The organism is Dulcicalothrix desertica PCC 7102, from assembly GCF_003991905.1.
Taxonomy (GTDB): domain Bacteria; phylum Cyanobacteriota; class Cyanobacteriia; order Cyanobacteriales; family Nostocaceae; genus Dulcicalothrix; species Dulcicalothrix desertica.
This window is the reverse complement of record NZ_RSCL01000006.1, coordinates 43,642-65,525: the sequence shown is the minus strand read 5'-3', so window position 1 is coordinate 65,525 and position 21,884 is coordinate 43,642. Positions and strand designations below refer to the sequence as shown.

The following is a 21,884-nucleotide window of genomic DNA, read 5'->3' as shown; positions in this document are numbered from 1 at the left end:
TTGTTCCAAGTCTACTTAGTAGCGCTTCCATTCTGGGTCAAAGTAAGTTATACCGTAGACTTGGATCGAGGGAACTAGATTTTCCTAGATTTTTAAAAGCGGTCTAAAGCATCTCTTAACCCATCGCCAATATAGTTAATACTCAACACCGTCAAAAATATTGCCATACCGGGAAAAATTACCATATGAGGAGCAAATTCTAAAAAATTCTGTCCATCGAAAAGCATTCGTCCCCAAGTTGGCACATCTGATGGAAAACCTAAACCCAAAAAGCTGAGGGTTGATTCGGTAATTATTGCTGTACTTACCGAAAGTGTACCCGCAACAAGTACCGGACTGATAACATTTGGGAGAATATGAACCAAGATTAAACGTCTTGGACTCGCACCCAACGCACGAGCGGCAGTTACAAATTCCATTTCTCGCACTGTCAAAAAGCCTGCTCTTACTAGTCTTGCCACCGACATCCAATTAAGTCCACCAATTAATATAACTATTAGAACAAATATACCTAATTCGGCGCCAGCAATTGCTTTGAGAGAATCGCGAAACAAAAATATCACCAATAATAACAATGGCAGTCGCGGTAAAGACAAACATAAATCGGTGAAGCGCATCAAAATTATATCTGTCCAACCACCATAAAATCCTGCAATTGCCCCAATTAGTGTACCAAAAGACACAGCAACCAACATCGAAAAAATTCCCACTGCAATTGATATTCGTCCTCCATATAAAACTCTAGCTAAAATATCTTGACCAAGGTCATTCGTACCAAAAGGATGTGACCAGCTAGGGGGAAGAGTCGCTTTAAGAAAGTCAATCTTATTAATTGGAGTAGTGTAAATTAACGGGCCAAGTATCACACTTGATACAATCGCAAGTAATATTATTGTACCCAACATTGCTGTTAAGTTGCGATGAAATTGGCGCCATCCATCTTGCTGAATACTTGAAAATTCAACTCTTGAAAATTGTCTTCGCAAACATTTGAGCATAAACTATTAAATAATTACTTTGTCGAGGATACGCGCGGGTCTAGTAAACCGTAAAGAATATCAGCAATCAAATTAAAAATTACAATTAAAATACCATATATAAAGGTAATAGACATAACAACAGGTGTATCACGGGAATTAATAGAATCAATTAATAAAGCACCAATACCCGGAATCCGAAACACTTTTTCTGTGACTAAAGCTCCAGTAAAAATACTAGGAATATCTAATGCAAGTAACGTGACTACAGGAATTAAGGCATTTCGCAAAACGTGACGTATAATCACAATATAATTAGGTAATCCTTTAGCATAAGCAGTTCGCACGTAATCTTTATGAATATTTTCCAAAATTTCTGAACGGACAAAACGCATTAATACTGCTGTTTGCCAAAGTCCTAACACAAATATAGGCATAATCGACTGTTTAATAAGTTCAATAAAACTATTAAAATCTGTTAATTGTAAAGTGTCATTATAAATAAAAGGTAGCCATTTTAATTGAACACTAAAAATGATAATCAAAAGCAAACTAGTAAAAAAAGTGGGGAGAGAAAAGCCGAAAAACACCAAAGTTGTCAAAACCATGTCAAAGGCAGAATTACGCTTGAGCGCAGATATTACTCCTAAAGGAACAGCTAATAATGCACCCAAAAGGTAAGCGAAACCAACTATCCACAAAGTCACGGGGAGACGTTGAAAAATCAGACTACTAACCTCTAGGCGACTAGTAAAAGAATACCCCATATCTCCACTTATAAAAGCAGTAACCCACTTGATATAGCGGATATGAGTTGGTTGGTCTAGACCTAAAGACCTTCTAATATTTTCTCGCACTTCTGCTGTAATTCCAGAATTGAGTGCAAATTCGCCCATTGGGTCACCAGGCGCCAATGCTAAAATAGTAAAAATTACAATACTGATAGCTATTAGTGTCGGAATTGAAACCAGTATACGTCGAATTAAATATTTGACCATGACTAACAACTCGGCGCCGCTATATTTATTTTACATTAGCCAACTGCAACAAGCATAAATTTTATTGGTTAACCGAGAAATAAAAATAATCACAAATTACGTTATCAAATTTTGTAGTACGGGCCGGGTAATGATAGAAAGAAAGCGATGATAAAAGATATTCCAAGACCTTTTTCTCAATTATTATAAAACAGGGAAATTTTCATTGGAATAAAACTTTAGTACCATTAAACTAACTCAGGAGAGGGCAATTTCTTGATCTATGTGTTCGCGATTTTGCTCATAATAATCCCAAGCCGCCTTCAGATCTGCCGCAGTCAACCCAGGATAGTTTGCTAATAATTCCTCATCCGGGGCGCCAAGTTTTCGATATGCCACCAAAGTCCATACTGGAATCCGTGTATTCCGAATTCGTGCGTGCCCCCCACAAACTCCAGGTGTAATCTGGATTGGATTTTGCAACCGAAGCACATAGGCTAACGCCTCATCAACTAGCTCTTCCGGAAGGTCTGCAATTACTTGGAGCAGTTGAGTCTTCTTACTCATCACAACAAAACCTATGAAAGCTCATCTCATGCTAGCGCAAAATTCACACAACCTGCTATTGTTAATTTAAGTTCATTAAATTAGACCACCATCTGCACGTACATTAGTTAAATATCAATCGCTGTTGATTATCAGCAGCGAAGATATGACAAAAATTTTGATTTCTGTAGCAACGATAGAATAAAAAACTAGACTAAAGTTAAGTTATTTTGGATAAATTAATAAAAATTGTAAATATAGCAATTCTAAATCATTTGTAAAATCCACACGCTGTAGAGACGCGATTAATCGCGTCTCTACCGGAACGGCATTTTTTCTTAACTTAACTAGGAGAAGTCGGCTGGTGATACGTTATAGCCACCGTATTCTTCGATATATTTGAGAATCGATGTTCCATACTCATCATGAGATGGTTGGTTTTTTAACAAAAGGTCAGCTACTCCGTAAGGGCCACGCAGGTGTGCCCCTGCCATGATACCGGAAAGGCTGATGGTAATTGTTTTGGAGGCGCCTCCATCATTGAATGTTTTTTGTTGACCGAGGTAATTGTTGATAGACTGCCCACCAGCAGCTAGAGCGCTGTTAACACGTTGCAAATTCAAGTTAAACGCTTCGCGAATAGCAGCTTCTTGAACATCACGAGAATTTATGAATTGCTCTTTACTGTTGATACCTCTTTTTCCTGTCCAAGTACCTCGCCAGTAATTTTTATCGGCGCCGTTTCCGTAATAAACATCAGCTTTGTAGTAACCAAGGTCTATTAATAAAGGTTCACCAAATTGGTACTTGCCCATAAACCCTAGCGTGTTTTCAGAGGTATATTGCCTTGGGTCTCCTGATGGAAAACCTGACTCAAATGCTCCTAATGCTTCGAGCATACTTTGGAAATTTCCTTGGACAGCACTGCCACTATCATTTTGACCTTGCCCTGGAATAGTTAATACCATTCCCACTTGAATCTGTTCAGGATTACTACCAATTAGATTGCGATTTGCTTCATAAATTTGGCGCCACTGATTGCTATCTCCATATAATTTTTCGGCTATCTTAGAAAGTGTGTCTCCTGCTTGGACAGTATAGTTTTGTGCTGACATGGTTTTCTCCTGTTTAAAAGTTAAGTGTTTGTAATCTTTTGTAAAGACGCTCCAGTTTAGGAGCGTCTGAACGTAATCGTTACATGGGTGTTCCGAAAACTTGTGTCCAGTAGTGTTTGTAATTAACGCTACCTGTATCATTCGCTAAGAAGTAATAGCCAACTCCTATTTCTTGATATTCTGGATTTAGAATATTTTGGCGATGTCCAGGACTGTTCATCCATCCTTTAACAGCATCTTCAGGAGTAGAACCACCTGCGTAAATATTTTCTGCTGCACGGGAGTATCGATATCCCGTAGCTTTAATGCGGTCAAATGGCGATGAACCATTTTTTGCTTGGTGATTAAAATAATCCTGCACTGCCATGTCTGAACTATGCTTTTGAGCAGCTACAGCTAACTGACTGTTCAATCTTAGTAGCGATAAACCAGCTTTTTGACGTTCAGCGTTGGTTAGTTCTACGATGCGATTTATAAATTCTTGGTTCATATTGAACAACCTTTTGAGTGTAAAATTTGCTTGTCTACTTTTATTAGTCAAATCTAAAAGTTTTTTCCGCAGTGCTGGTAAATAACTTTTAATAAGTGGCAACTGACTACTCATCTAAGAGGATGTTTGAAAAGTATAAAATTCAACTATAGCCTTAATAAATCCCCCCTTCCCCCCTTATTAAGGGGGGTTAAAGCTGCTATTTTTCCCTCCTTAATAAGGGGGGTTAAAGCTGCTATTTTCCCCCCTTAATAAGGGGGGTTAGGGGGGATTAAACCAAGAATTGCGTATTAAATATAACTTTTCAAACATCCTCCAAGTATTGAAACTCATAGTCATATTCATTTTCGGTGAATGGTTGAACTATTGAGTCCTCATCTGTTACCCAACTATCTAAAGCTAAATCTGAACTCATCGAAAATAAAGTAGTTGGAGTAGTATCTAGACTTGCGTCACAAATTGCCCACAAGTCAAAGCTATATTGTGGGTTTGCCAGGTAGCTATAAGGTATATAGCAATAGCCACCATGACCCCAACGTTCTGACCATGAGTTGCGAACAATAAATACTTGATGCTTATCTGAATAACCCACGCAAAGCATCGCGTGATGACCATGCACTTGCAGTCCTTCTTCGCTATTTGGACTTGGCATAGTTACCCAACCAGACTTACTTGCTTGTTGAAAAGAATTGAATAACTTAATTCCGAATGCAAACGGATAACCGCTGGCTAAAAAATTCTTCATTGTGTAAAGGTCAATAGGTAGTTGACGTGCATCCTTAAGAAGAAAGTTTCGTGCTTCTTGATAAGCTTGTGCTGAAGGTTCTACATTAACTAGGTGAGGTTGGTAAGGCCAAGTTGCTTCTTTACAAACACCTTGTTGTTGCATCACTGTTATGGAAGTAGCAATGGAACTGCCTTTATCACCTTGGATGTTGTCACGCTTGCGAGCGTTATAATAAAGAAACAGTCGGCTAAAGTCTATATAACTGCCGTTTTTTCTATTAGCTAAATACTCGTAAGCAGCAACTAAAGTATTCGCAGTACAACTACCGATTTTTCCTTGGTCTTCTACTACGGACATATAACGACGTAAATCTACTACCGGAGGAAGTTGTGTAGTTGTTGGCAGGACATCAGTAAGCTTTTGTGGTGTTTCTTCAGAAGGAATGCAACCATTTACAAAATACTGTTTGCCAGTAGAGCGCTCTAAAAGGTAAGGTGTCAACATTATTCGCGTCTCCTGTTATGATAATTTCAAAATATCTTTGATGCCGTTTCTCTACTTTTATCAGTCATTCCTTGAGGGTTTTTCCGCAGTGTTGGAAAATCACTTTAGGAGGTTTCGAGAAGCATCTGTTTTCTTGTCTACTTTTATTAGTCATTCCTTAAGGATTTTTCCGCAATCTATTAAATTCTTTGGAACGCTAATTGAAACAAAGCCTCCACCCAACCTACAATCATCCTTATCCGAGCAGTATTGGGAGTTAGTCGGCGCCGACAACGCGACTAAGCAGGATGTACCTAGTGTTATACTTAGTCATATCTCAGAAGTTTTTCTGCAAAGCAAGCTCTGTTTTTTAGAGAAACCAGTGATATATAGAGTAACTATGTTTAATAAAAATTCTGACGGTTCCCAAAAAGTCTCATTTACAATACCCCTTGGTACTAAGGCACATGAAATTGGGCGCCAATCGAGCGAAGCTGTATGTAATACTGGTAAAGACGCTAACAAAACAGAGCGAGTATATCTCAACAGCTTGGCAGTATACGCAGTTAATTATTACCTGGAAATTCTGAGATTTGAGACTGAATTTGAGCAAAGCAATAGTCAGGATAAGCTGATGCTCAAATTCTTTGCTCAAGCAGATTTACCAGTAAAGAATATTGGGGTACTAGAATGTATTCCTGTACTAAATGATGCAGAGTATTGCGACATTCCGCTAGAAGTTTGGTCTAATAGAATTGGCTATGTTGTTGTCCAATTAAGTGCATCGCTAAAAGAGGCAGTAATTTTGGGCTTTACCAAAACGGGAGCATCACAAGTTGCTTTGAATGAATTACTGTCAGTAGACGATTTAATTGACTATTTGACTGATTTGTCAGAAGGTGCAACAATAAATATTAGCTAGCAAAATATTTATTGTTCTTGGTTTGATTGAGGGTTGGCTCAAGATAATAAGTCGTTTTCGCGTAAATAATCTATCACTTTTTCCCCATTGCGCTTAATGAATGAGGATAAGGACTTCGGCGAAATGTCAAATTGATTACATATATCTTGATTTGTGTACCCATCTAACCGCATTAACCATACGTCTTTGAGTAAGATAGATTCTTCATCACCTGTGTGTTTATTGTTGTAGTTTAGCCGTTTATTAAGTAGTGTGCTTGTATCCTGTTCAATAAACTCTCGAAGTAAGTTATCTTCCTCCATTGGCGCCGGAATCTCTAAATTTATATCGTCTAAGCTAGACATTTGCTTGTTTCTTAAATCTCTACTTAGATTGCGAAGGTTCAATTTGAAGGCGCCCTTAACCCAATTCACTAACGTGCCCTTCGTGGGTTCATACTTCTGAATAGTTTTAGAAATATCCCTAATGGTCTTTTCCAACGCATCGGCACACAAATGCTCATGCTCCTTTATATATCTCTCTGACAACCGAGGCAATAACTTAATGAGTTCTGGACTAATTAGTACTAGCAGTTGATTTAAGACTTTGCGATGCTGGTTGCTATCAGGTGGCAATTTTTTAATCTGCTGTACGAGATGTTGTAGTTCTTGTTCTGTGTCATTAATCATGATGCTAGTTTGTCTAAAAGTTTTTGTTCCTTGCTTGTTTCTAAAGTTATCAGAAGCTAAAATGTGGTTTGGTTGATGATCACGATTGATGATCCACTATTTTTAAATTATTTTTTTTGATTGTAGTCAAAGTCACTCCCCGCAAGGCTTCCGGCATTAGAGACTTTTTGGGGTGCTGATGATCATCGTGATGATATACTAGTTTGAGTGATTGTTTAAAATGTAGTGAGTCAAAGTCAGTTATCCACACACAAGTCTTCCGTCGCAAATGAGGGATTTGTTGGGGTGCTGCTAATTAGGTTACTGGGAGTAAGGAATGCCAAACCAAGATTCAGATAAAAAGTCAAATTCTCCTAAAGATATACGAAAACAAAAACCAGCATATATATTGACTGACGAAGGTATGAAAAAACTAAAGGAAGTTTTTAACAAGTTATTTGATTCAGATCAACCATCAAAGGCAAAGTTACACGGAGTTGTAAATTTAGACAAATCAACAATAGATAAAATTTTAAATCCTCATAAAAAAAAAGGAGTTAATGAAGATAGTTTAAACCGTTTTTTTGAGAAATTGGAAGAGCATTGTCTAGATAAAAATAAAGATATTACTAAATTTAGAGTAAAAATTGATTATAAATCGGTCAATAGAGAGACCAAAAATTTCACTAATCAAGGTAAAAATATTAATGAAAAAACTCCAATATTAGTCAATAATAAAGACAATTCTATAGCAATAAATAAAGAATTATTAAATAAATATTTACTCTCGTTGAATTGTTGTGAACAAAAAAAACAGTTTCAAAATAAAACAAATAGTCAGGTAGGTTTTTTTATAATTCAAGCAGATACAAAAGTTTCTTCTTGGCTTAGATGTGTTTTAGAACAAAAAATAGGAGGTTTCAAGACAGCAACAAAAATTCCAATTAAACTTGGTTATGCAGAACGACAAGATTTTGATAGTAATTTTCCGCAAAAATTCAAACATGCCATGAAAACAGCAGATAATATTAGCATAGACATGCTTGTTACAACATTAGCTGAGTTATATCGACAAAAAACTGTAATTATTTATATATCTTCTAATTCTGGTTTTACTTTTGAACAACTAAAAAAATTATCTAGTTTCTATTCTCAATTAGTTAAAAAAACTAGTCATACTCGAAAACAGCATAAGCAGGTAAACAAACCAATATATTTTATTTTATTTTTAATTGAAGAATTAAAACATAATATTAATAGTCAAAATTTCAAAAATATTAGTTTGCTGAGTTTAAATGAAATCTCACATAATGATGTGAACAGTTGGTTAATTTCTATGCAAAATCAACACGACTCACAAACACTTTTAAATATAGATAACGGGACATTCAAGCAAGCTAAACAATTTTCAATAGATCCTTATGCTGCAATCGATGATATTTGTGGATGTGTGTTTAAATTGAATGAGGGTATTGAAGAAATTCAAAACTATTGGAAACTAGAACATACTTAAGATTATGAGTAACGAACAAAAGTTAAAAGAAATACAACCCAATTATAAGTATACAGTAGAATACCAGCCTGAAAAGGAAAATGAAAATTACCCAACAGACTCAAAAGGACGAGTGTATTACCCTTACTTACCTAGCGACGATTTAATTGAAGCTGTAAATTTAGCTATTGCACTTGAACGACCATTACTACTGGAAGGGGAACCTGGTTGTGGTAAAACTCGTTTAGCTTCAGCAGTTGTCTACGAATTTACGAAAAAAAATCAAGAATATCTAAAAAAGATAAAAGATCAAAACTCGGAAAATCAAAATAGCGAAAACCAAAACCAGGAAAACCAAAACCAAAAAAATCAAAACCAGAAAAACCAACACAGTACACTACTGTGGTGGTCTTATTATATCTGGAATATTAAATCTACAACGCGCGCTCGTGATGGACTTTACAGGTATGATGCTGTTGCAAGACTGCGAGATGCTCAATTAATGGGAACTAACCCACAGCAGTTGCAAGAATATATTGGAGAAGATGAGACCAAAAAATTAAAGGAGCGGTTAAAAAATAAAGAAAAATATATAGAATTTGGACCATTTGGTAAAGCATTACAAAACCAATCCTATCGCTCAATTTTACTGATTGATGAAATTGACAAAGCAGATAGCGATTTTGCCAATGACTTGTTATTAGAATTAGAAGAGTTACGCTTTGAAATTACGGAAACAGGACAAAACATTACGACAGCTAATAAACCGATTATTTTTATTACTAGTAATCGTGAAAAACCTTTACCAGAACCATTTTTACGTCGCTGTCTTTACTTTTATGTTGAATTTCCTCAAGCAGAGAAATTAAAGGAGATTATTGAGTTACGCTTTGGTGAACAGAGCGAAAATAAAGAAAAACTGGTTGATAAAGCCATAAAAAGTTTTTATGATATTCATAATAAGCTGAAAGACTATCCTGGAATTAGACCACCTGGAACTAGCGAGTTTATGGATTTTCTCACTGCTATTTTAAATTTGAAGGAAGATGATATTAATACAGCATTAAATGATTTAGATAAGTATTTTTGTGATAAATTATACTTAAAAGGAACGCTATTGAAAACAAAAGAAGCACAGAACATATACCCAAAAGTTATGGAAAATTATGATGAAAATTTAACTTAAATAATATTATGATTAGTTCTGAGTATGTCCAAATCGATTCACTCTTATTAAACTTATTCCAAGAATTGCGTAAAGCAGGAATGGCTTTAACATTGGAACAGTACGAGTTATTACAAAAAGCAGTTGCTCAGGGGTATGGTTTAGGTGGATGGGAAGACTTAAAGCGGGTATGTCGGTTATTGTGGGTTAAACCTAGCGCTAATTATGATGGTGACACTTTCGAGCGCGCGTTTGACGCTTTTAAAAAAGATAATATCCGACAGCATGGCGCCAAAATGGATAGAGAACCAGAGGAAAAACCACCAGAAGATCCTCCCCCTATTGTAAAACCAACAGCACTCCCCCAAATTCCACCCAGGAGAACACCCAAAAAAACAGGAACACCATCAGCTACAGCGTCAGACGAAAATAATACGGAAGTTCCAACTGCCGTAAAAACGAATTCAAATCCCTTAGAAAAAGGTTTTACCAAAGATACTAGTAAGGAATATATACTTACCCCTAAGAATTTCCCGATAAAGCTGCAAGATGTTCGAGATACTTGGAAATTTTTAAAACGACCAGTACCAATTGGCAAAGAATACGAATTAGATATTGAAGCAACAATCGACCTAATTGAGCGGGAAGGTCTTTTTAGTGACGTAGTAATGCGACCTGTCAAAGTTCGTCGAGCCGAGCTTTTATTACTGATTGATGATAACTTGGCAATGATACCATTTTTCGGCGCCCTTCAGCCTTTTACTCAAGCAATTGACGAAGCTCGCATTACCCCCGCAAGGATTTATCGGTTTACAAGTTACCCAGACGAATATCTGTACCAATGGCATCATCCAACAAAAGCCGAACTAATTACTAATCTCTTATCCAAATTACACAAAAACCGCACTATTGCTCTAATTTTAAGCGATGCAGGCGCCGCAACAGGTACTTATAGCGAAGAACGAATACAGGGAATCTGGAAATTTTTACATAAATTATCCCCTTGTGTTCGCCAATTAATCTGGCTTAATCCCTTACCATCTAAACGTTGGCAGCATACTTCTGCTTGGGAGATACATAAAATACTTGATGGTAAAATGTTAACCTACGAATCAGCCAGTTTACAAACGGTAGTCAAACAAAATTCACAGGGGAGTATGATTCAGATATGCCAAATTCCCCATCTGTAAACCAACTCAGTAAGAGAGAAGATTTAACAACCCGGCGCCTTCGTGTTATTGTACAGCGCTACGGGGAAGAAAAACATAAAGAACAAGTGCTACTCTTAGCCTATCACGCTGCTTTTCCTCTCACCCTCACCTCAGATTTACTTTATTGTCTGCGCGAGACCTTTGTCAAAGACTGTCCCTGGTATGCTGTCGCGGATATTTTGCTATCGGGGTTGTGCGAAACTATCGGTTATGACCTGTATGAAATGGAAGCGGAAACGAGAAATGCTTTACTTCGCTGCTTAGAGGAGAAATTGGGAAAACAACGACTCCGGGAACTGGATAATTTTATGTTCCAGTACATTTCCAATCGCTTAGATCAAAAAGACAATGATTACCGTTGGACACCGCTGACATATTTGATTGCGGATGATGAAAAATTTGATACTCTCAAGCGGAAATTGCGAAAGTTAATACTTTCCTTATCTAAAGAAGATATCGAATGGAGAAAATTGTCAGAAAAGTATGACGATTTTTTACAAGAGCGAGGCTTTAAGCCATTATTATCGAAAGACGAACTGCACCCTCTTGATGAAGAAGAGCAAAAAATCGCCGCAGCATTGGGAGTTGAGTTAAAACCCTTTGAATATTACGTAGCAGTTATTACCGACGACGAATTAGAAGAATTAAAACCTTTCCAATTTGCAACAGTCACCGTTGATACTCACGGGCAAATAATTAAGCGAGAAAAAAAAGAAGCATTTTTCTTTACCGAGTATTTAGGTGAAACCCCAGGAAAACCAGCTGCATTAGGGATAGAAATGGTAGCAATACCGGGAGGAAGCTTTATAATGGGGGCGCCAGAAAATGAACAAGGACATCGTGACAACGAGAGTCCTCAGCATAAAGTCACCGTACAGCCCTTTTTCATTGGCAAATACCCCATAACTCAAGCACAGTGGAAATTTGTCGCTCAGTTACCCCAGATAAACAGAGAACTAAAATTAGACCCATCTGAATTTAAAGGCGATAACCGACCCGTTGAGTGCGTCTCTTGGAACAGCGCTGTTGAATTTTGCTCGCGTCTCTCGGAGTATACAGGTAGAACTTATACTTTACCAAGCGAAGCCGAATGGGAATATGCTTGTCGCGCGGGTACAACCACACCATTCCATTTTGGCGAAACAATTACATCAGAACTAGCTAGCTATAACGGTAGTGAGACTTATGCTAATGCTCCCAAAGGAAAATCTCGTCGTAAAACAACACCCGTAGGAAGTTTTCGCGTAGCTAATGCGTTTGGGTTATACGATATGCATGGAAATGTATGGGAATGGTGCCTTGATGATTGGCACAATAGTTATGAAGGGGCGCCTAATGATGGAAGTGCTTGGCTTGATGATAAGAATGATAATTCTTCTCAGGCACATAGATATACTGTGGCGCGTGGGGGTTCCTGGTATACTGAAGCACAGTACATACGTTCTGCGTATCGCGACTTCAACGATGGGTCGGAGCGCGTCAACTACTTCGACGATGTTGTTGGTTTTCGGGTGGTCTGCGGGGTTGGGAGGATTCTTCAGTAGCCCTTTATACTTTAGTCCTATTGTCCTTTATTCTTTTTCTTTTTTTCTTTTTCCCGCCGTTAGGCGGTCGATTTTTTTAGTAAAATATTAATGCTTATCAAAATAAGTAAAAATGAAAGAACTATCTGTCATTCAAAAGACTTATGATTGTATTAAATGGTATGTCCCTATTATTGATCGCCTACCCAAAATTCATAAGTTTACTTTAGGAGATAGAATTCTGAATGGGTTGTATAATTTATTAGAGGGATTGATTCAAGCTAAATACGCTAAGAATAAACTAACTCAATTAGAGGCTTTAAATACTCAGTTGGACATTTTACGCTATCAGACGCGGATGTTACAAGATTTTGACTTTATTTCCGTCGAGCGATATGAGTATGCAATTAAACTGGTAGATGACATTGGTATAGAGCTTGGTGGCTGGATAAAACAACAAAAGAGATAGAGATAAAGAAAAATGAAGCGTCGCGGTAATCTTTACCCTCAAATTATTGAATTTGCAAACCTACTCTCAGCCGCGCGTCAGGCACAAAGAGGTAAACGATTTCGAGATAATGTTTTAGATTTTAACTACCATCTCGAAACCGAGTTAATTAATTTACAGAAAGAGCTAACAAATAAAACTTACCAACCTGGAAATTACCGAACCTTTCACTTAACGGGTCTCAAAAGTCGCCTCATCTCCGCTGCACCTTATCGAGATAGAGTTGTCCATCATGCTTTGTGTAATATTATTGTACCGATTTTTGAGTCCACATTTATCCAAGATTCTTACGCTAATCGAGTTGGTTTTGGAACTCATCGAGCATTAAAAAGATTTACTCACTTTGCCCGCAATAGTCGCTATGTACTTCAATGCGATATCCGAAAGTATTTTCCCAGTATTGACCATATCGTATTAAAAGAGTTAATACGCCGTAAAATCAAATGTACTGATACTCTCTGGTTAATTGATACTATTATAGATAATAGTAACGAACAAGAACCTGTAATTGAATATTTTCCAGGCGATGATTTACTTACTCCAGTTACTCGCAGACGCGGTTTACCAATTGGGAACTTAACTAGTCAATTTTTTGCAAATATCTACTTAAGCGGGTTTGACCATTTTGTCAAGGAGCAACTAAAAGCTAAAAAATATGTTCGTTATGTCGATGACTTCGCTTTACTGTCAGATGACTGGCAATTTTTAGCTACTGCGCGGTTAGCTATAGAAAATTACTTAAATCAATTAAGACTGCAAATTCATCCAATTAAAAGCCAATTATTTGCTACCAAAATCGGCGCCACCTTTCTAGGGTTTAGAATATTTCCCGATAGAATTCGTGTGCGAAGTAGTAATTTACATTTAGCAAGGCGCCGACTCAGACGTTTGCAATCAGACTATGCTCGTGGTATAATCGACCGGGAAAAAGCAAATCAATCGATACAGAGTTGGTTTGCTCATTTAGAGCATGGAGATACTTGGCGATTGAGGCAACAGATATTTACTTCACTCGAATGGTTGAGGGAGTAGAGAAGGGATAGGCGAACCCGACTGCGTATCGCAACAACAACAATAGGACGGAGCGCGACAACAACAACAATAATGTTGGTTTTCGGGTAGTCTGCGGGGTTGGGATGTCTCTTCACCGCGAGAGTCGGCAGGTGGGAATCTGTCGAGGGTGTCATTGAAGAGTCCAGCCTATTCCTGAGATGTCGGTGACGATATCCGAAAATCAAACTGGATGAGGTAGCTTAGTAAGTAAGCTGAAAAGTTATCTCATCCTCACAATATTATAAAAATAAAATAAAAATAAATATGGCACTAACAATCACCAAACACCGCCAGACAGGACTACATTTTGTTGAAGACTTGGGAGGAGTTGAATTAGAAATGGTGCTGATAAAGGGTGGTACTTTTACAATGGGTGCCCCAAAAACGGAAGAAGGTAGCAGAGATAATGAACGTCCCCAACACGAAGTTACAGTCCCAACTTTCTTTATGGGTAAATACCCCATCACCCAAGCACAATGGCGAGCAGTGGCAAACATGCAGCATCTGCGAGTTAATGAAGATTTAGAACCAGACCCATCAAGATTTAAAGGTGATAACTTACCTGTAGAGCGGGTCACTTGGCGCCATGCTGTTGAATTTTGCTCACGTCTTGCTAGCTACACAAATACAAAAAGAGAATACCGTCTTCCCAGCGAAGCCGAATGGGAATATGCTTGTCGCGCGGGTACAACTACACCATTTCACTTTGGCGACACAATTACAACCGATTTAGCTAATTATAGGGGTACAGATAGCAAAGAAAATAAATGGTCAGGCTCTTATGGTCGAGGTACTAAAGGAAAATATCGCGAGCAAACAACACCCGTAGGAAGTTTTGGCGCTGCAAATGCGTTTGGATTATACGATATGCATGGAAACGTATGGGAATGGTGCCTTGATGATTGGCATGATAATTATAAAGGGGCGCCAACGGATGGTAGTGCTTGGTTTAATAATGAGAATGATAATCTTTATGAAAAAAAAAGAGACGTTGTACTGCGTGGCGGTTCCTGGTATTACAGTCCTAAGTACAACCGTTCTGCGTATCGCTACCTCGGTAGGTCAGTGCGCGAGTTCAACTTCACTTATGTTGGTTTTCGGGTAGTCTGCGGGGTTGGGAGGATTCTTCAGTAGCCCTTTATACTTTAGCTCTATTGCCCTTTATTCTTTTTCTTTTTTCCTTTTTTCCCGCCGTCAGGCGGTCGATTTTTTTTAGCAAAATATGAGGATTGATAAAAATAATTAAAACTAACTGGTGACGAGTAATTATTTTATCGGTGATGACGGCGCCTTGACTCGCAGCAAACATTTGAATAAAATCCCCCCAACCCCCCTTAATAAGGGGGGCTAAAAGCTTTTATTTTTCCCCCCTTATTAAGGGGGGTCAGGGGGGATCAATTTCGAGAAATTTTCAAAACCTACGCAGTATTGTAATCCAAGGCGCCTAACAAAATTCCACAGTTATTACCAACTAAGTTGGAATATATTGATAAAAAGATTGAGTGTTTTGCGGAAAAAGTGGTGAGCAGTGACTAATAAAAGTAGAGAACAGCTTTTCTGCTTCTCTAAAACCCGTTAACTCACATCTTGCACTAGTTCGAGAAACCGGGCTTCTTGAGAAAGATTTTGCTAGAAACCCCTAGTTTGTCGTAAAGAAGCCCGGTTTCTTTGAGCTTGTTGAGAATGAGGCAAGATATAAGTTACAGCTATTTACCAGTAAAAAGGAGCAATTTATGACTACTGACAAATGGGTGAGAAAGGCAAAAAATGGTTTAAATATTGTATTTATTCATGGCATAAATTCTAGTGATGATTGCTGGAGAAATAGTAATGGGTCTTACTGGCCACAATTACTTGCAGATGAGAGCGAGTTGGCAGATATTGGAATTTATTTATTCTCGTATCGTACTGGTCTTAATACTGGTTTTTATAGCTTAAGCTATGTTGTTGATTCTCTGAGAGAATACTTCGTGCTGGATGATTTATTTGATGGTTCGGGAGTTATATTTGTTTGTCATAGCATGGGAGGAATTGTAACAAGACGCTTTCTCGTAAACCAGCATTCAGCGTTAATCGAAAAAGGACTTAATAAAATTGGTCTGTTTTTAGTAGCATCACCTTCTTTAGGCTCTGAATATGCCAATATGCTAAGTATTTTATCACGTATCATGGGGCATACTCAAGCTAGTGGATTGAAATTTTCCCAAGACAATGTATGGCTCAACGATTTGGATAAGGATTTTATCAATCTCAAAACAGACGAGAGTTTGCAAATTAAAGGTAAAGAATTAATCGAAGATTTACCACTATATGGAAAAAGGTTGATAAAGAGGCAGATTGTTGAACCTTTCTCTGGCGCCAAGTATTTTGGTAACTCCTTCAAAGTACCGGGTTCAGACCATAGTACAATTGCAACTCCCGCTGATGAGAATGCAGTACAACACCGCTTACTAGTTCAATTTATCAAGGAGTTTGTTGAAACAGAATTAGGTTCCGCGAAACTGGATGATAGTTTAGTTTCTATTCGCCTTACTATTGACAAAATTGATAACATCAATCCTGTTGATGGGCTGACCAAAACAGACTATACAGAAGCAGAGATGCTAGACAGAACAAATGTTTGCAACTGTGGTCAGTATTTGCTGATTACCCTTCAAAATCTTACTAACAAGTCTGTTGATGTGCTTCGCGTGCAAGCTCGGTTAAAACAAATCTCTAAAAATCTCCCCTTAACGCTACCTAATAACGACCTGCAATTACCTTTGCCTGAGAAACGACTTCCAATAGAAACTATTCATCAACCTTTACAGTGGTTAGAAGCAGACCGAGAGGGAAGTACAAAAGAGATTGGAGCAGGTCGAATTAGACTTGGCTCTATGGGTAGTACTGACGGGAGCGATGTTCATCAGATTGGTGTTGTTGTTGAAGCTAAAGAAGCAGGATTTTGGTTTTACACTATTGAAGCTTTAGTTGACGATTTAGACAGTGGAGAAAAACTTGTCTTCGCAAGCAATGTAAATTCGATTTCTGTTTTGAACTGACACCCCCAACTATAAGGATACCGCTGGCAATTTGGGAGTGGCGCCTATCATTTCATCAAAACAGACGTGTAGAGACGCGACATGTACGGTCTCTACTTTTTTCTAAGTTTAGAGGCAAGCAAATCACCTAAGAACTGTATGACTTGGACTAAAATTATAAGTATCAAAATAGTGGAAAACATCACTCCAATATCAAATCGCTGGTATCCATACTGAATTGCTAAATTACCTAATCCACCACCTCCCACAGCTCCAGCCATTGCCGAAAAATTAAGTAAGCTTACTATTAATATTGTGATTCCTAATACTAATGCTGGGTTAGCTTCCGGTATCAATACTTTGAGAATAATTTGCCAGTAATTACAACCCATTGCTTCTGCTGCTTCTATTAATCCTTTATCTACTTCTAAAATAGATGTTTCTGAAATACGCGCAAAAAATGGAATTGCTGCCAAACTTAAAGGAACTAATGCTGCGGTACTACCTATTGAAGTACCAACTATAATTCGTGTGACGGGGGTTAATACAACTAATAAAATAATGAATGGGAATGAACGTCCTGTATTTACTATAGTACTAAGTATTTTATATAAATGTGGAGAATTTAAAATATTACCCGGCGCCGTCATTACTAGTAATACTCCCAATGGCAAACCTACAAACACAGAGATAAAGGTAGATATTCGAACCAATCTTTACGGTTGCCTTCTTCAAAGAAAAACGTAAGCGATGCTAACCCTATTGCCATTGTGACAATACCAAACCAATCACCTTTTTTGAGTAGATGTAACCGTGTTGGTCGTTGGGGTAATGCGTACCATACACCCGCAATTAGCAGTAATCCCGGTAACACATTCAGGTAGAAAATATACTGCCAACCATAAGTTTCTGTTAACCAACCACCAACAATGGAACTAAGAGAAGGAGCAATAATTGTGGATAGTCCAAATAGCGCCATACCTACAGGTTGCAATGCTTGTGGTAATGTCGTTAAAATGACAATAAACGCCATTGGTATTAAGACACCTCCAGTAAAACCCTGTCCAGCACGAAACAAAATCATCTGTGGTAAGTTAGTTGCAAAAGCACAGGTTACAGAAAAACAAATAAATAATGCTGCGTTCACAAGTAAATATAACCGTACCGAAAATACTTGTGATAGCCAACCTGTAAGCGGAATGACTACGATTTCTGCAACTAAATATGCCGTGGAAATCCAGGCGCCTTCCTCTAGACTTACACCAAGGGCGCCTGTAATATCCTTTAAGGAAGCATTAGTAATTTGATTATCTAATACTGCCATGAAGGCGCCGAGCAGTGTAGAGTATACTCCTATCCAATCTTTGAGTGTGACATCTTTTTGCGGTTGTACAGTTTGTTGTGGTGCTGACTTTACGCTTGTCATAATAATTAGTTACTGTATAAATCCCCCCCAACCCCCCCTTAATAAGGGGGGGCTAAGAATGTTGTTTTTGACTTATTTTAAAGATTTTGTTTCTGCCTTATTTAAAGTGGACTTCAACCTCCCTCATGTCCCCCCCTTATTAAGGGGGGATAGGGGGGATTTTATTTATTGCTATTTCCCTACATTTACAGTGATAACCGCAGACATTCCTGGTCTAATTAATGACTCATAATCTTTAAGGCTTTCAGGTTCAAAGATTACTTTTACAGGGACTCGCTGGACTATCTTGGTAAAATTACCTGTAGCATTATCTGCTGGTAATAAGGCAAATTTGGCGCCGGATGCAGGTGAAATACTATCGATTTTACCTTTGAATGTGTGTTCTCCAAAAGCATCAATCTTAATTTCTACCTCTTGTCCAGGTCGCATTTTCTTTAACTGCGTTTCTTTGAAGTTAGCCATAACCCAAGGTTTTTGTTTGACTATCGACATTAATATTTGTCCAGGTTGTACCCGTTGACCGACCTGCACTGTTTTATTTCCTACTTGACCAGTGGAGGGCGCCGTAATGGTAGTATAAGAAAGCTGTAAAAGAGCGTTTTTAACTTGCGCCTGTTGTTGAGCGTTTGCTGCAAGGGCTGCTTTATATTGTTGTTCGCTGACTTTAGTTTGTTGAAAACCTGTTGCTGCTAGTTGCAAACCTCCTTTAGATGTTGCTAGCTGTGCTTTAGCTTTTGTTACACCTTCTTGTGCTTGTGTGACTTTTGCATTAGCTTGTGTTACTTGTTGGTTTGCTTGTGCTAGTTTTGCTTCTCCTTTTGTAATGTCTTGTTTGGTTTGTGTGACTTTGGCATAAGCTTGCTCTTTACTTTCTTTCGCTTGAGATACTTGCTGTTGCGCTTGTAAAACAGCTTGTTGCGCTGCTTCTACTTGTGAAGAAGAAACTATATACGTTGCTTTTGAGGTATCTAGCTGCTGATGACTAACAACTCCCTGTTCAAACAAACTTTGATACCGTTTGTAGTCTGCTTGTGCTTTTGCTTGGTTTGCTTTTGCTTGCTTTACATTCGCTAAGGCAACCTGAACTCCAGAAGTGACTTGTTGTATAGCTGCAGTTGCTGTGGGTATTCCAGCTTGTGCTTGTGCAACAGATGCTTTTGCTGCATCTATTGTTGCTTGTGCATTTTTTACTTCTGCGAGTGCTACTGGTACTCCTGCAGTAGCTTCGTTGTAACTAGCTATTGCGGTAGATATTACTGCTTGCGATGAATTTACATCTCCTTGTGACTGGGCAGTTTTAGCTGTTGTTGTTAAGGAAGCAAGCGTAATATTTTCTTTTGCTGCTTCTGCTTGTTGCTTGGTGTTTTGTAAGCTTGCTTGTGCTTGCTGTAAACTAACTTGAAGGTCTGCTGGGTCTAGTTTTACTAATACTGCTCCGGAATTAACTATTTGGTTGTCGTTGACGTTTACTTGCTGAACTGTTCCAGCTATGCGTGCTGTGACTGGGTGAATATCAGCGGTAACATAAGCATTGTTGGTTTCTTGATGTGTGGAAGCAAACTGCCACCAACGATAACCTGTAATACCACTAAAGATTAAACTTATACTAAGTCCACTTAGTAATAGTAGCTTTCTGGGTGGAAGTTTTTTCTTCGGCGCCGTACCCTTTGGTATTGGACTATCTGCAACAATAGTAGTGTTGAAGTCTTGTACAGGTGCTATCGAATTTGGCTTTGAGGATTTAGCTTGCATGTTTGACTTTGACTCTAAAAAATATATAGGCGCCTCTACTGATGATTTTGTCTAAATAAATACAACATTTATTCCTCACTATCAGAATTATAAATATATTAAATCTTTGTTTGATATTGTTTGCTAATAACCCTTATTTTTATAAGTTATATATTGTGCCCTAGATTTTAAAATTTTCTTTTTTTGAAGCTTTAGCTTTAGCATCTCGAAGCTTACCTCAGCTGAAGAAGGGTGAGGATAATGCCTTTGATGCATCGAGTATAAAGTTGTGTTCATCTGTACTGCCATAACAGCATTTCGATTTCCAGAACTCGCCACTTGCAAGTATATCAATGTTCAGGATCAGAGTAGTTCGCTACTTCTTCTGACGAAGGGTAGGAAGATATTCGTAAAAGTTCGCTTCTATCCCTTCCGCGCGTTCCCGGCTATTTTATCGTCACAGCAATATATATAAAAGGAAATCTGCTTGTTAGTGGTAGTTTTGATGCTACTCTCAAAATCTGGGATTTACAACAGGTGTTTGTAATCTTTAGAATGAATGATTTCTCCATTAAATTCTCCTTCAAACTGAGGAAAACGCTTATACCAATGATGACCATTGCATATCAACACTCCTTTATAAGTTCTCTGTTACCCATCACTAAAAGTCACTTCCCAAAGATTATTTTCAACTGGTCGTACATAACTAATTGTACGATTAAGTTCAATTGAATCACGCAAATTAAAATGATTAGCAAAAGCGTTTAAGTAATCCCGCATATTTTGAGCGCTAGGAAAGTCGGGATAATTGTTTGGCATTGGAAAATGCGTAAATTGAGTGACATTTCGTGATGAAATGATATGCGCTGTTTAATAAACACCGTGATACCAATTTCCACCAATATCGTCACTAGCATCAACTTGGTCGTAGGCAATATCAGCAGCAGAGAGTGCTTGAGCCATACCCAAACCAACAAAACCAGCCCCGATAATCAAATATTTATTAGTTGTATCAACCACCTTGAAATCTCCTTATAAATATATCACTAATTCTATCAAGTAATTGAGGAGCATATCTTTTGAGAAGATGAATCCTTTTTGCCATTGCATCAGGAAACACATGCAGTTTATTGTGAACAATTCCTTGAATTGTCTCATTTATTACCTTTGCTGGGTCAGTTGCGTAATGTTCCGGAAGACCTATATTACTCTTGGCAAAAGTTCCAAACCTTTCGCACTGAAGAATTGGGGTACGGCTAAAAAATGGATAAACGGTTGTAACCTTTATATTATAATCTTTTAGCTCATCGAACAGTCCTTCGCTAAAGCCACGTAAACCAAATTTGCTAGCTGAATAATGGGTCAACCCTGCCATACCTGACCAACCCGCTACGGACGAAATATTAACGATGTGACCCTTTTGACGTGTAATCATATCAGTAGCGAATAAGGCACTTAACCGCATCGGCGCCAGCAAGTTAACATGCATCAGCCGTTCCCATTTCTCACTAGGAACTTCATCCATGCGACCGTAAAAAGCAATACCAGCATTATTAATTAAAATGTCAATACTGACATTGAGTGTTCTCACCTGATGATAAAGGTTTTCACATCCAGATCGGCTAGAGAGATCAGCACTTAGACAAGATAGTACATTTCCAGTTTTGACTTTAGTTTGAATTGCTTCGACTCGTTCGCGCAAAATAGCTTCATCTATATCCGTTAAAATTAGTTGGCTACTTTGCTCCAACAACTGACGGGTTAATTCTTGTCCAAATCCACCAGAGGCGCCAGTAATCAGCACGACTGCTTCGTATAATTGGGTCATAAAAAAGAAGTTGGGATGAAGGATGACGATGGGATGTATTTCT

General features: G+C 38.1%; 23 protein-coding genes. 9 read left to right on the top strand and 14 right to left on the bottom strand.

Annotation, left to right across the window (positions count from 1 at the left end; genetic code table 11):
- Positions 1 to 92: 92 nt before the first annotated feature.
- The 6 genes from DSM106972_RS13860 to DSM106972_RS13835 all read right to left on the bottom strand — a co-directional run bounded on the left by DSM106972_RS13860 (position 93) and on the right by DSM106972_RS13835 (position 5,336).
- On the bottom strand, positions 93 to 998 hold the full coding sequence (locus DSM106972_RS13860; protein ID WP_127081264.1) for an ABC transporter permease: 906 nt from the start codon (positions 996 to 998) through the stop codon (positions 93 to 95).
- A 14-nt stretch (positions 999 to 1,012) separates the two neighbouring features.
- Positions 1,013 to 1,975, bottom strand: a complete 963-nt coding sequence (locus tag DSM106972_RS13855; protein ID WP_127081263.1) for an ABC transporter permease — start codon at positions 1,973 to 1,975, stop codon at positions 1,013 to 1,015.
- A gap of 237 nt (positions 1,976 to 2,212) precedes the next feature.
- Positions 2,213 to 2,446, bottom strand: a complete 234-nt coding sequence (locus DSM106972_RS13850; protein WP_233787247.1) for a DUF433 domain-containing protein — start codon at positions 2,444 to 2,446, stop codon at positions 2,213 to 2,215.
- A gap of 401 nt (positions 2,447 to 2,847) precedes the next feature.
- Entirely contained in the window at positions 2,848 to 3,615 is a 768-nt protein-coding gene (locus tag DSM106972_RS13845) for a LysM peptidoglycan-binding domain-containing protein (RefSeq protein ID WP_127081261.1), read from the bottom strand.
- A 79-nt stretch (positions 3,616 to 3,694) separates the two neighbouring features.
- Positions 3,695 to 4,105, bottom strand: a complete 411-nt coding sequence (locus DSM106972_RS13840; protein ID WP_127081260.1) for a CAP domain-containing protein — start codon at positions 4,103 to 4,105, stop codon at positions 3,695 to 3,697.
- 304 nt (positions 4,106 to 4,409) lie between these two features.
- Positions 4,410 to 5,336: a C1 family peptidase gene (locus DSM106972_RS13835; RefSeq protein WP_127081259.1), complete on the bottom strand. Its 927-nt coding sequence runs from the start codon at positions 5,334 to 5,336 to the stop codon at positions 4,410 to 4,412.
- Positions 5,337 to 5,424: 88 nt separating this feature from the next.
- Here DSM106972_RS13835 and DSM106972_RS13830 point away from each other — a divergent pair, with 88 nt between their 5' ends.
- Positions 5,425 to 6,237, top strand: coding sequence for a DUF1822 family protein (locus DSM106972_RS13830; RefSeq protein WP_201800726.1), 813 nt, complete (start codon positions 5,425 to 5,427; stop codon positions 6,235 to 6,237).
- A 38-nt stretch (positions 6,238 to 6,275) separates the two neighbouring features.
- On the opposite strand, the gene DSM106972_RS13825 is transcribed toward DSM106972_RS13830, so the two are convergent.
- Positions 6,276 to 6,905 carry a hypothetical protein gene (locus tag DSM106972_RS13825; protein WP_127081257.1) on the bottom strand — a complete coding sequence of 210 codons (630 nt, stop codon included), beginning with the start codon at positions 6,903 to 6,905 and terminating at the stop codon, positions 6,276 to 6,278.
- 316 nt (positions 6,906 to 7,221) lie between these two features.
- On the opposite strand from DSM106972_RS13825, the gene DSM106972_RS13820 reads away from it, so the two are divergent.
- The 7 genes from DSM106972_RS13820 to DSM106972_RS13790 all read left to right on the top strand — a co-directional run bounded on the left by DSM106972_RS13820 (position 7,222) and on the right by DSM106972_RS13790 (position 14,970).
- Complete coding sequence (locus tag DSM106972_RS13820; RefSeq protein ID WP_127081256.1) at positions 7,222 to 8,397, top strand: hypothetical protein; 1,176 nt, start codon at positions 7,222 to 7,224, stop codon at positions 8,395 to 8,397.
- 4 nt (positions 8,398 to 8,401) lie between these two features.
- Positions 8,402 to 9,562 (top strand): AAA family ATPase, encoded by a 1,161-nt coding sequence (locus tag DSM106972_RS13815; RefSeq protein WP_127081255.1) that lies wholly within the window; start codon positions 8,402 to 8,404, stop codon positions 9,560 to 9,562.
- Between the two features lie 8 nt (positions 9,563 to 9,570).
- Positions 9,571 to 10,731 (top strand): hypothetical protein, encoded by a 1,161-nt coding sequence (locus DSM106972_RS13810; protein WP_127081254.1) that lies wholly within the window; start codon positions 9,571 to 9,573, stop codon positions 10,729 to 10,731.
- Positions 10,710 to 12,296: a formylglycine-generating enzyme family protein gene (locus tag DSM106972_RS13805; protein WP_127081253.1), complete on the top strand. Its 1,587-nt coding sequence runs from the start codon at positions 10,710 to 10,712 to the stop codon at positions 12,294 to 12,296. The genes DSM106972_RS13810 and DSM106972_RS13805 overlap by 22 nt, the downstream gene beginning before the upstream one ends.
- 112 nt (positions 12,297 to 12,408) lie before the next feature.
- Positions 12,409 to 12,744: a diversity-generating retroelement protein Avd gene (avd, locus tag DSM106972_RS13800; RefSeq protein ID WP_127081252.1), complete on the top strand. Its 336-nt coding sequence runs from the start codon at positions 12,409 to 12,411 to the stop codon at positions 12,742 to 12,744.
- A 12-nt stretch (positions 12,745 to 12,756) separates the two neighbouring features.
- The gene (locus DSM106972_RS13795) at positions 12,757 to 13,815 is read left to right on the top strand and encodes an RNA-directed DNA polymerase (RefSeq protein ID WP_127081251.1); all 1,059 of its coding nucleotides are present in this window, start codon (positions 12,757 to 12,759) and stop codon (positions 13,813 to 13,815) included.
- 285 nt (positions 13,816 to 14,100) lie between these two features.
- Complete coding sequence (locus DSM106972_RS13790; RefSeq protein WP_127081250.1) at positions 14,101 to 14,970, top strand: formylglycine-generating enzyme family protein; 870 nt, start codon at positions 14,101 to 14,103, stop codon at positions 14,968 to 14,970.
- Between the two features lie 4 nt (positions 14,971 to 14,974).
- Here the strand turns inward: DSM106972_RS13790 and DSM106972_RS51370 are convergent, their stop codons facing one another.
- Positions 14,975 to 15,145 carry a hypothetical protein gene (locus DSM106972_RS51370; RefSeq protein ID WP_158632818.1) on the bottom strand — a complete coding sequence of 57 codons (171 nt, stop codon included), beginning with the start codon at positions 15,143 to 15,145 and terminating at the stop codon, positions 14,975 to 14,977.
- 424 nt (positions 15,146 to 15,569) lie between these two features.
- Here DSM106972_RS51370 and DSM106972_RS13785 point away from each other — a divergent pair, with 424 nt between their 5' ends.
- Positions 15,570 to 16,877 (top strand): esterase/lipase family protein, encoded by a 1,308-nt coding sequence (locus DSM106972_RS13785; RefSeq protein WP_127081249.1) that lies wholly within the window; start codon positions 15,570 to 15,572, stop codon positions 16,875 to 16,877.
- A gap of 92 nt (positions 16,878 to 16,969) precedes the next feature.
- Here the strand turns inward: DSM106972_RS13785 and DSM106972_RS13780 are convergent, their stop codons facing one another.
- From DSM106972_RS13780 to DSM106972_RS13760, 6 genes are all read right to left on the bottom strand, one after another.
- Positions 16,970 to 17,542: a methionine ABC transporter permease gene (locus DSM106972_RS13780; protein ID WP_233787248.1), complete on the bottom strand. Its 573-nt coding sequence runs from the start codon at positions 17,540 to 17,542 to the stop codon at positions 16,970 to 16,972.
- Positions 17,533 to 18,282 (bottom strand): MFS transporter, encoded by a 750-nt coding sequence (locus tag DSM106972_RS13775; protein WP_127081247.1) that lies wholly within the window; start codon positions 18,280 to 18,282, stop codon positions 17,533 to 17,535. Before DSM106972_RS13775 ends, DSM106972_RS13780 begins: the two co-directional genes overlap by 10 nt.
- 171 nt (positions 18,283 to 18,453) lie before the next feature.
- Positions 18,454 to 20,034: an HlyD family secretion protein gene (locus DSM106972_RS13770; RefSeq protein ID WP_127081246.1), complete on the bottom strand. Its 1,581-nt coding sequence runs from the start codon at positions 20,032 to 20,034 to the stop codon at positions 18,454 to 18,456.
- 630 nt (positions 20,035 to 20,664) lie between these two features.
- Entirely contained in the window at positions 20,665 to 20,871 is a 207-nt protein-coding gene (locus tag DSM106972_RS53435) for a hypothetical protein (RefSeq protein ID WP_267901119.1), read from the bottom strand.
- Positions 20,872 to 20,883: 12 nt separating this feature from the next.
- Positions 20,884 to 21,033, bottom strand: a complete 150-nt coding sequence (locus DSM106972_RS53430) for an NAD(P)-binding protein (RefSeq protein ID WP_233787250.1) — start codon at positions 21,031 to 21,033, stop codon at positions 20,884 to 20,886.
- Positions 21,026 to 21,841, bottom strand: coding sequence for an SDR family NAD(P)-dependent oxidoreductase (locus tag DSM106972_RS13760; protein ID WP_127081245.1), 816 nt, complete (start codon positions 21,839 to 21,841; stop codon positions 21,026 to 21,028). Before DSM106972_RS13760 ends, DSM106972_RS53430 begins: the two co-directional genes overlap by 8 nt.
- Positions 21,842 to 21,884 lie beyond the last annotated feature (43 nt).

Coding starts and splice junctions, on each gene's coding strand:
- DSM106972_RS13860 (WP_127081264.1), bottom strand. CDS start 998: ATGCTCAAATGTTTGCGAAGACAATTTTCAAGAGTTGAATTTTCAAGT.
- DSM106972_RS51370 (WP_158632818.1), bottom strand. CDS start 15,145: ATGTTTGCTGCGAGTCAAGGCGCCGTCATCACCGATAAAATAATTACT.
- DSM106972_RS13775 (WP_127081247.1), bottom strand. CDS start 18,282: ATGACAAGCGTAAAGTCAGCACCACAACAAACTGTACAACCGCAAAAA.
- avd (WP_127081252.1), top strand. CDS start 12,409: ATGAAAGAACTATCTGTCATTCAAAAGACTTATGATTGTATTAAATGG.
- DSM106972_RS13820 (WP_127081256.1), top strand. CDS start 7,222: ATGCCAAACCAAGATTCAGATAAAAAGTCAAATTCTCCTAAAGATATA.
- DSM106972_RS13815 (WP_127081255.1), top strand. CDS start 8,402: ATGAGTAACGAACAAAAGTTAAAAGAAATACAACCCAATTATAAGTAT.
- DSM106972_RS13760 (WP_127081245.1), bottom strand. CDS start 21,841: ATGACCCAATTATACGAAGCAGTCGTGCTGATTACTGGCGCCTCTGGT.
- DSM106972_RS13825 (WP_127081257.1), bottom strand. CDS start 6,905: ATGATTAATGACACAGAACAAGAACTACAACATCTCGTACAGCAGATT.
- DSM106972_RS13840 (WP_127081260.1), bottom strand. CDS start 4,105: ATGAACCAAGAATTTATAAATCGCATCGTAGAACTAACCAACGCTGAA.
- DSM106972_RS13855 (WP_127081263.1), bottom strand. CDS start 1,975: ATGGTCAAATATTTAATTCGACGTATACTGGTTTCAATTCCGACACTA.
- DSM106972_RS13770 (WP_127081246.1), bottom strand. CDS start 20,034: ATGCAAGCTAAATCCTCAAAGCCAAATTCGATAGCACCTGTACAAGAC.
- DSM106972_RS13785 (WP_127081249.1), top strand. CDS start 15,570: ATGACTACTGACAAATGGGTGAGAAAGGCAAAAAATGGTTTAAATATT.
- DSM106972_RS13835 (WP_127081259.1), bottom strand. CDS start 5,336: ATGTTGACACCTTACCTTTTAGAGCGCTCTACTGGCAAACAGTATTTT.
- DSM106972_RS13790 (WP_127081250.1), top strand. CDS start 14,101: ATGGCACTAACAATCACCAAACACCGCCAGACAGGACTACATTTTGTT.
- DSM106972_RS13845 (WP_127081261.1), bottom strand. CDS start 3,615: ATGTCAGCACAAAACTATACTGTCCAAGCAGGAGACACACTTTCTAAG.
- DSM106972_RS13805 (WP_127081253.1), top strand. CDS start 10,710: ATGCCAAATTCCCCATCTGTAAACCAACTCAGTAAGAGAGAAGATTTA.
- DSM106972_RS13795 (WP_127081251.1), top strand. CDS start 12,757: ATGAAGCGTCGCGGTAATCTTTACCCTCAAATTATTGAATTTGCAAAC.
- DSM106972_RS13810 (WP_127081254.1), top strand. CDS start 9,571: ATGATTAGTTCTGAGTATGTCCAAATCGATTCACTCTTATTAAACTTA.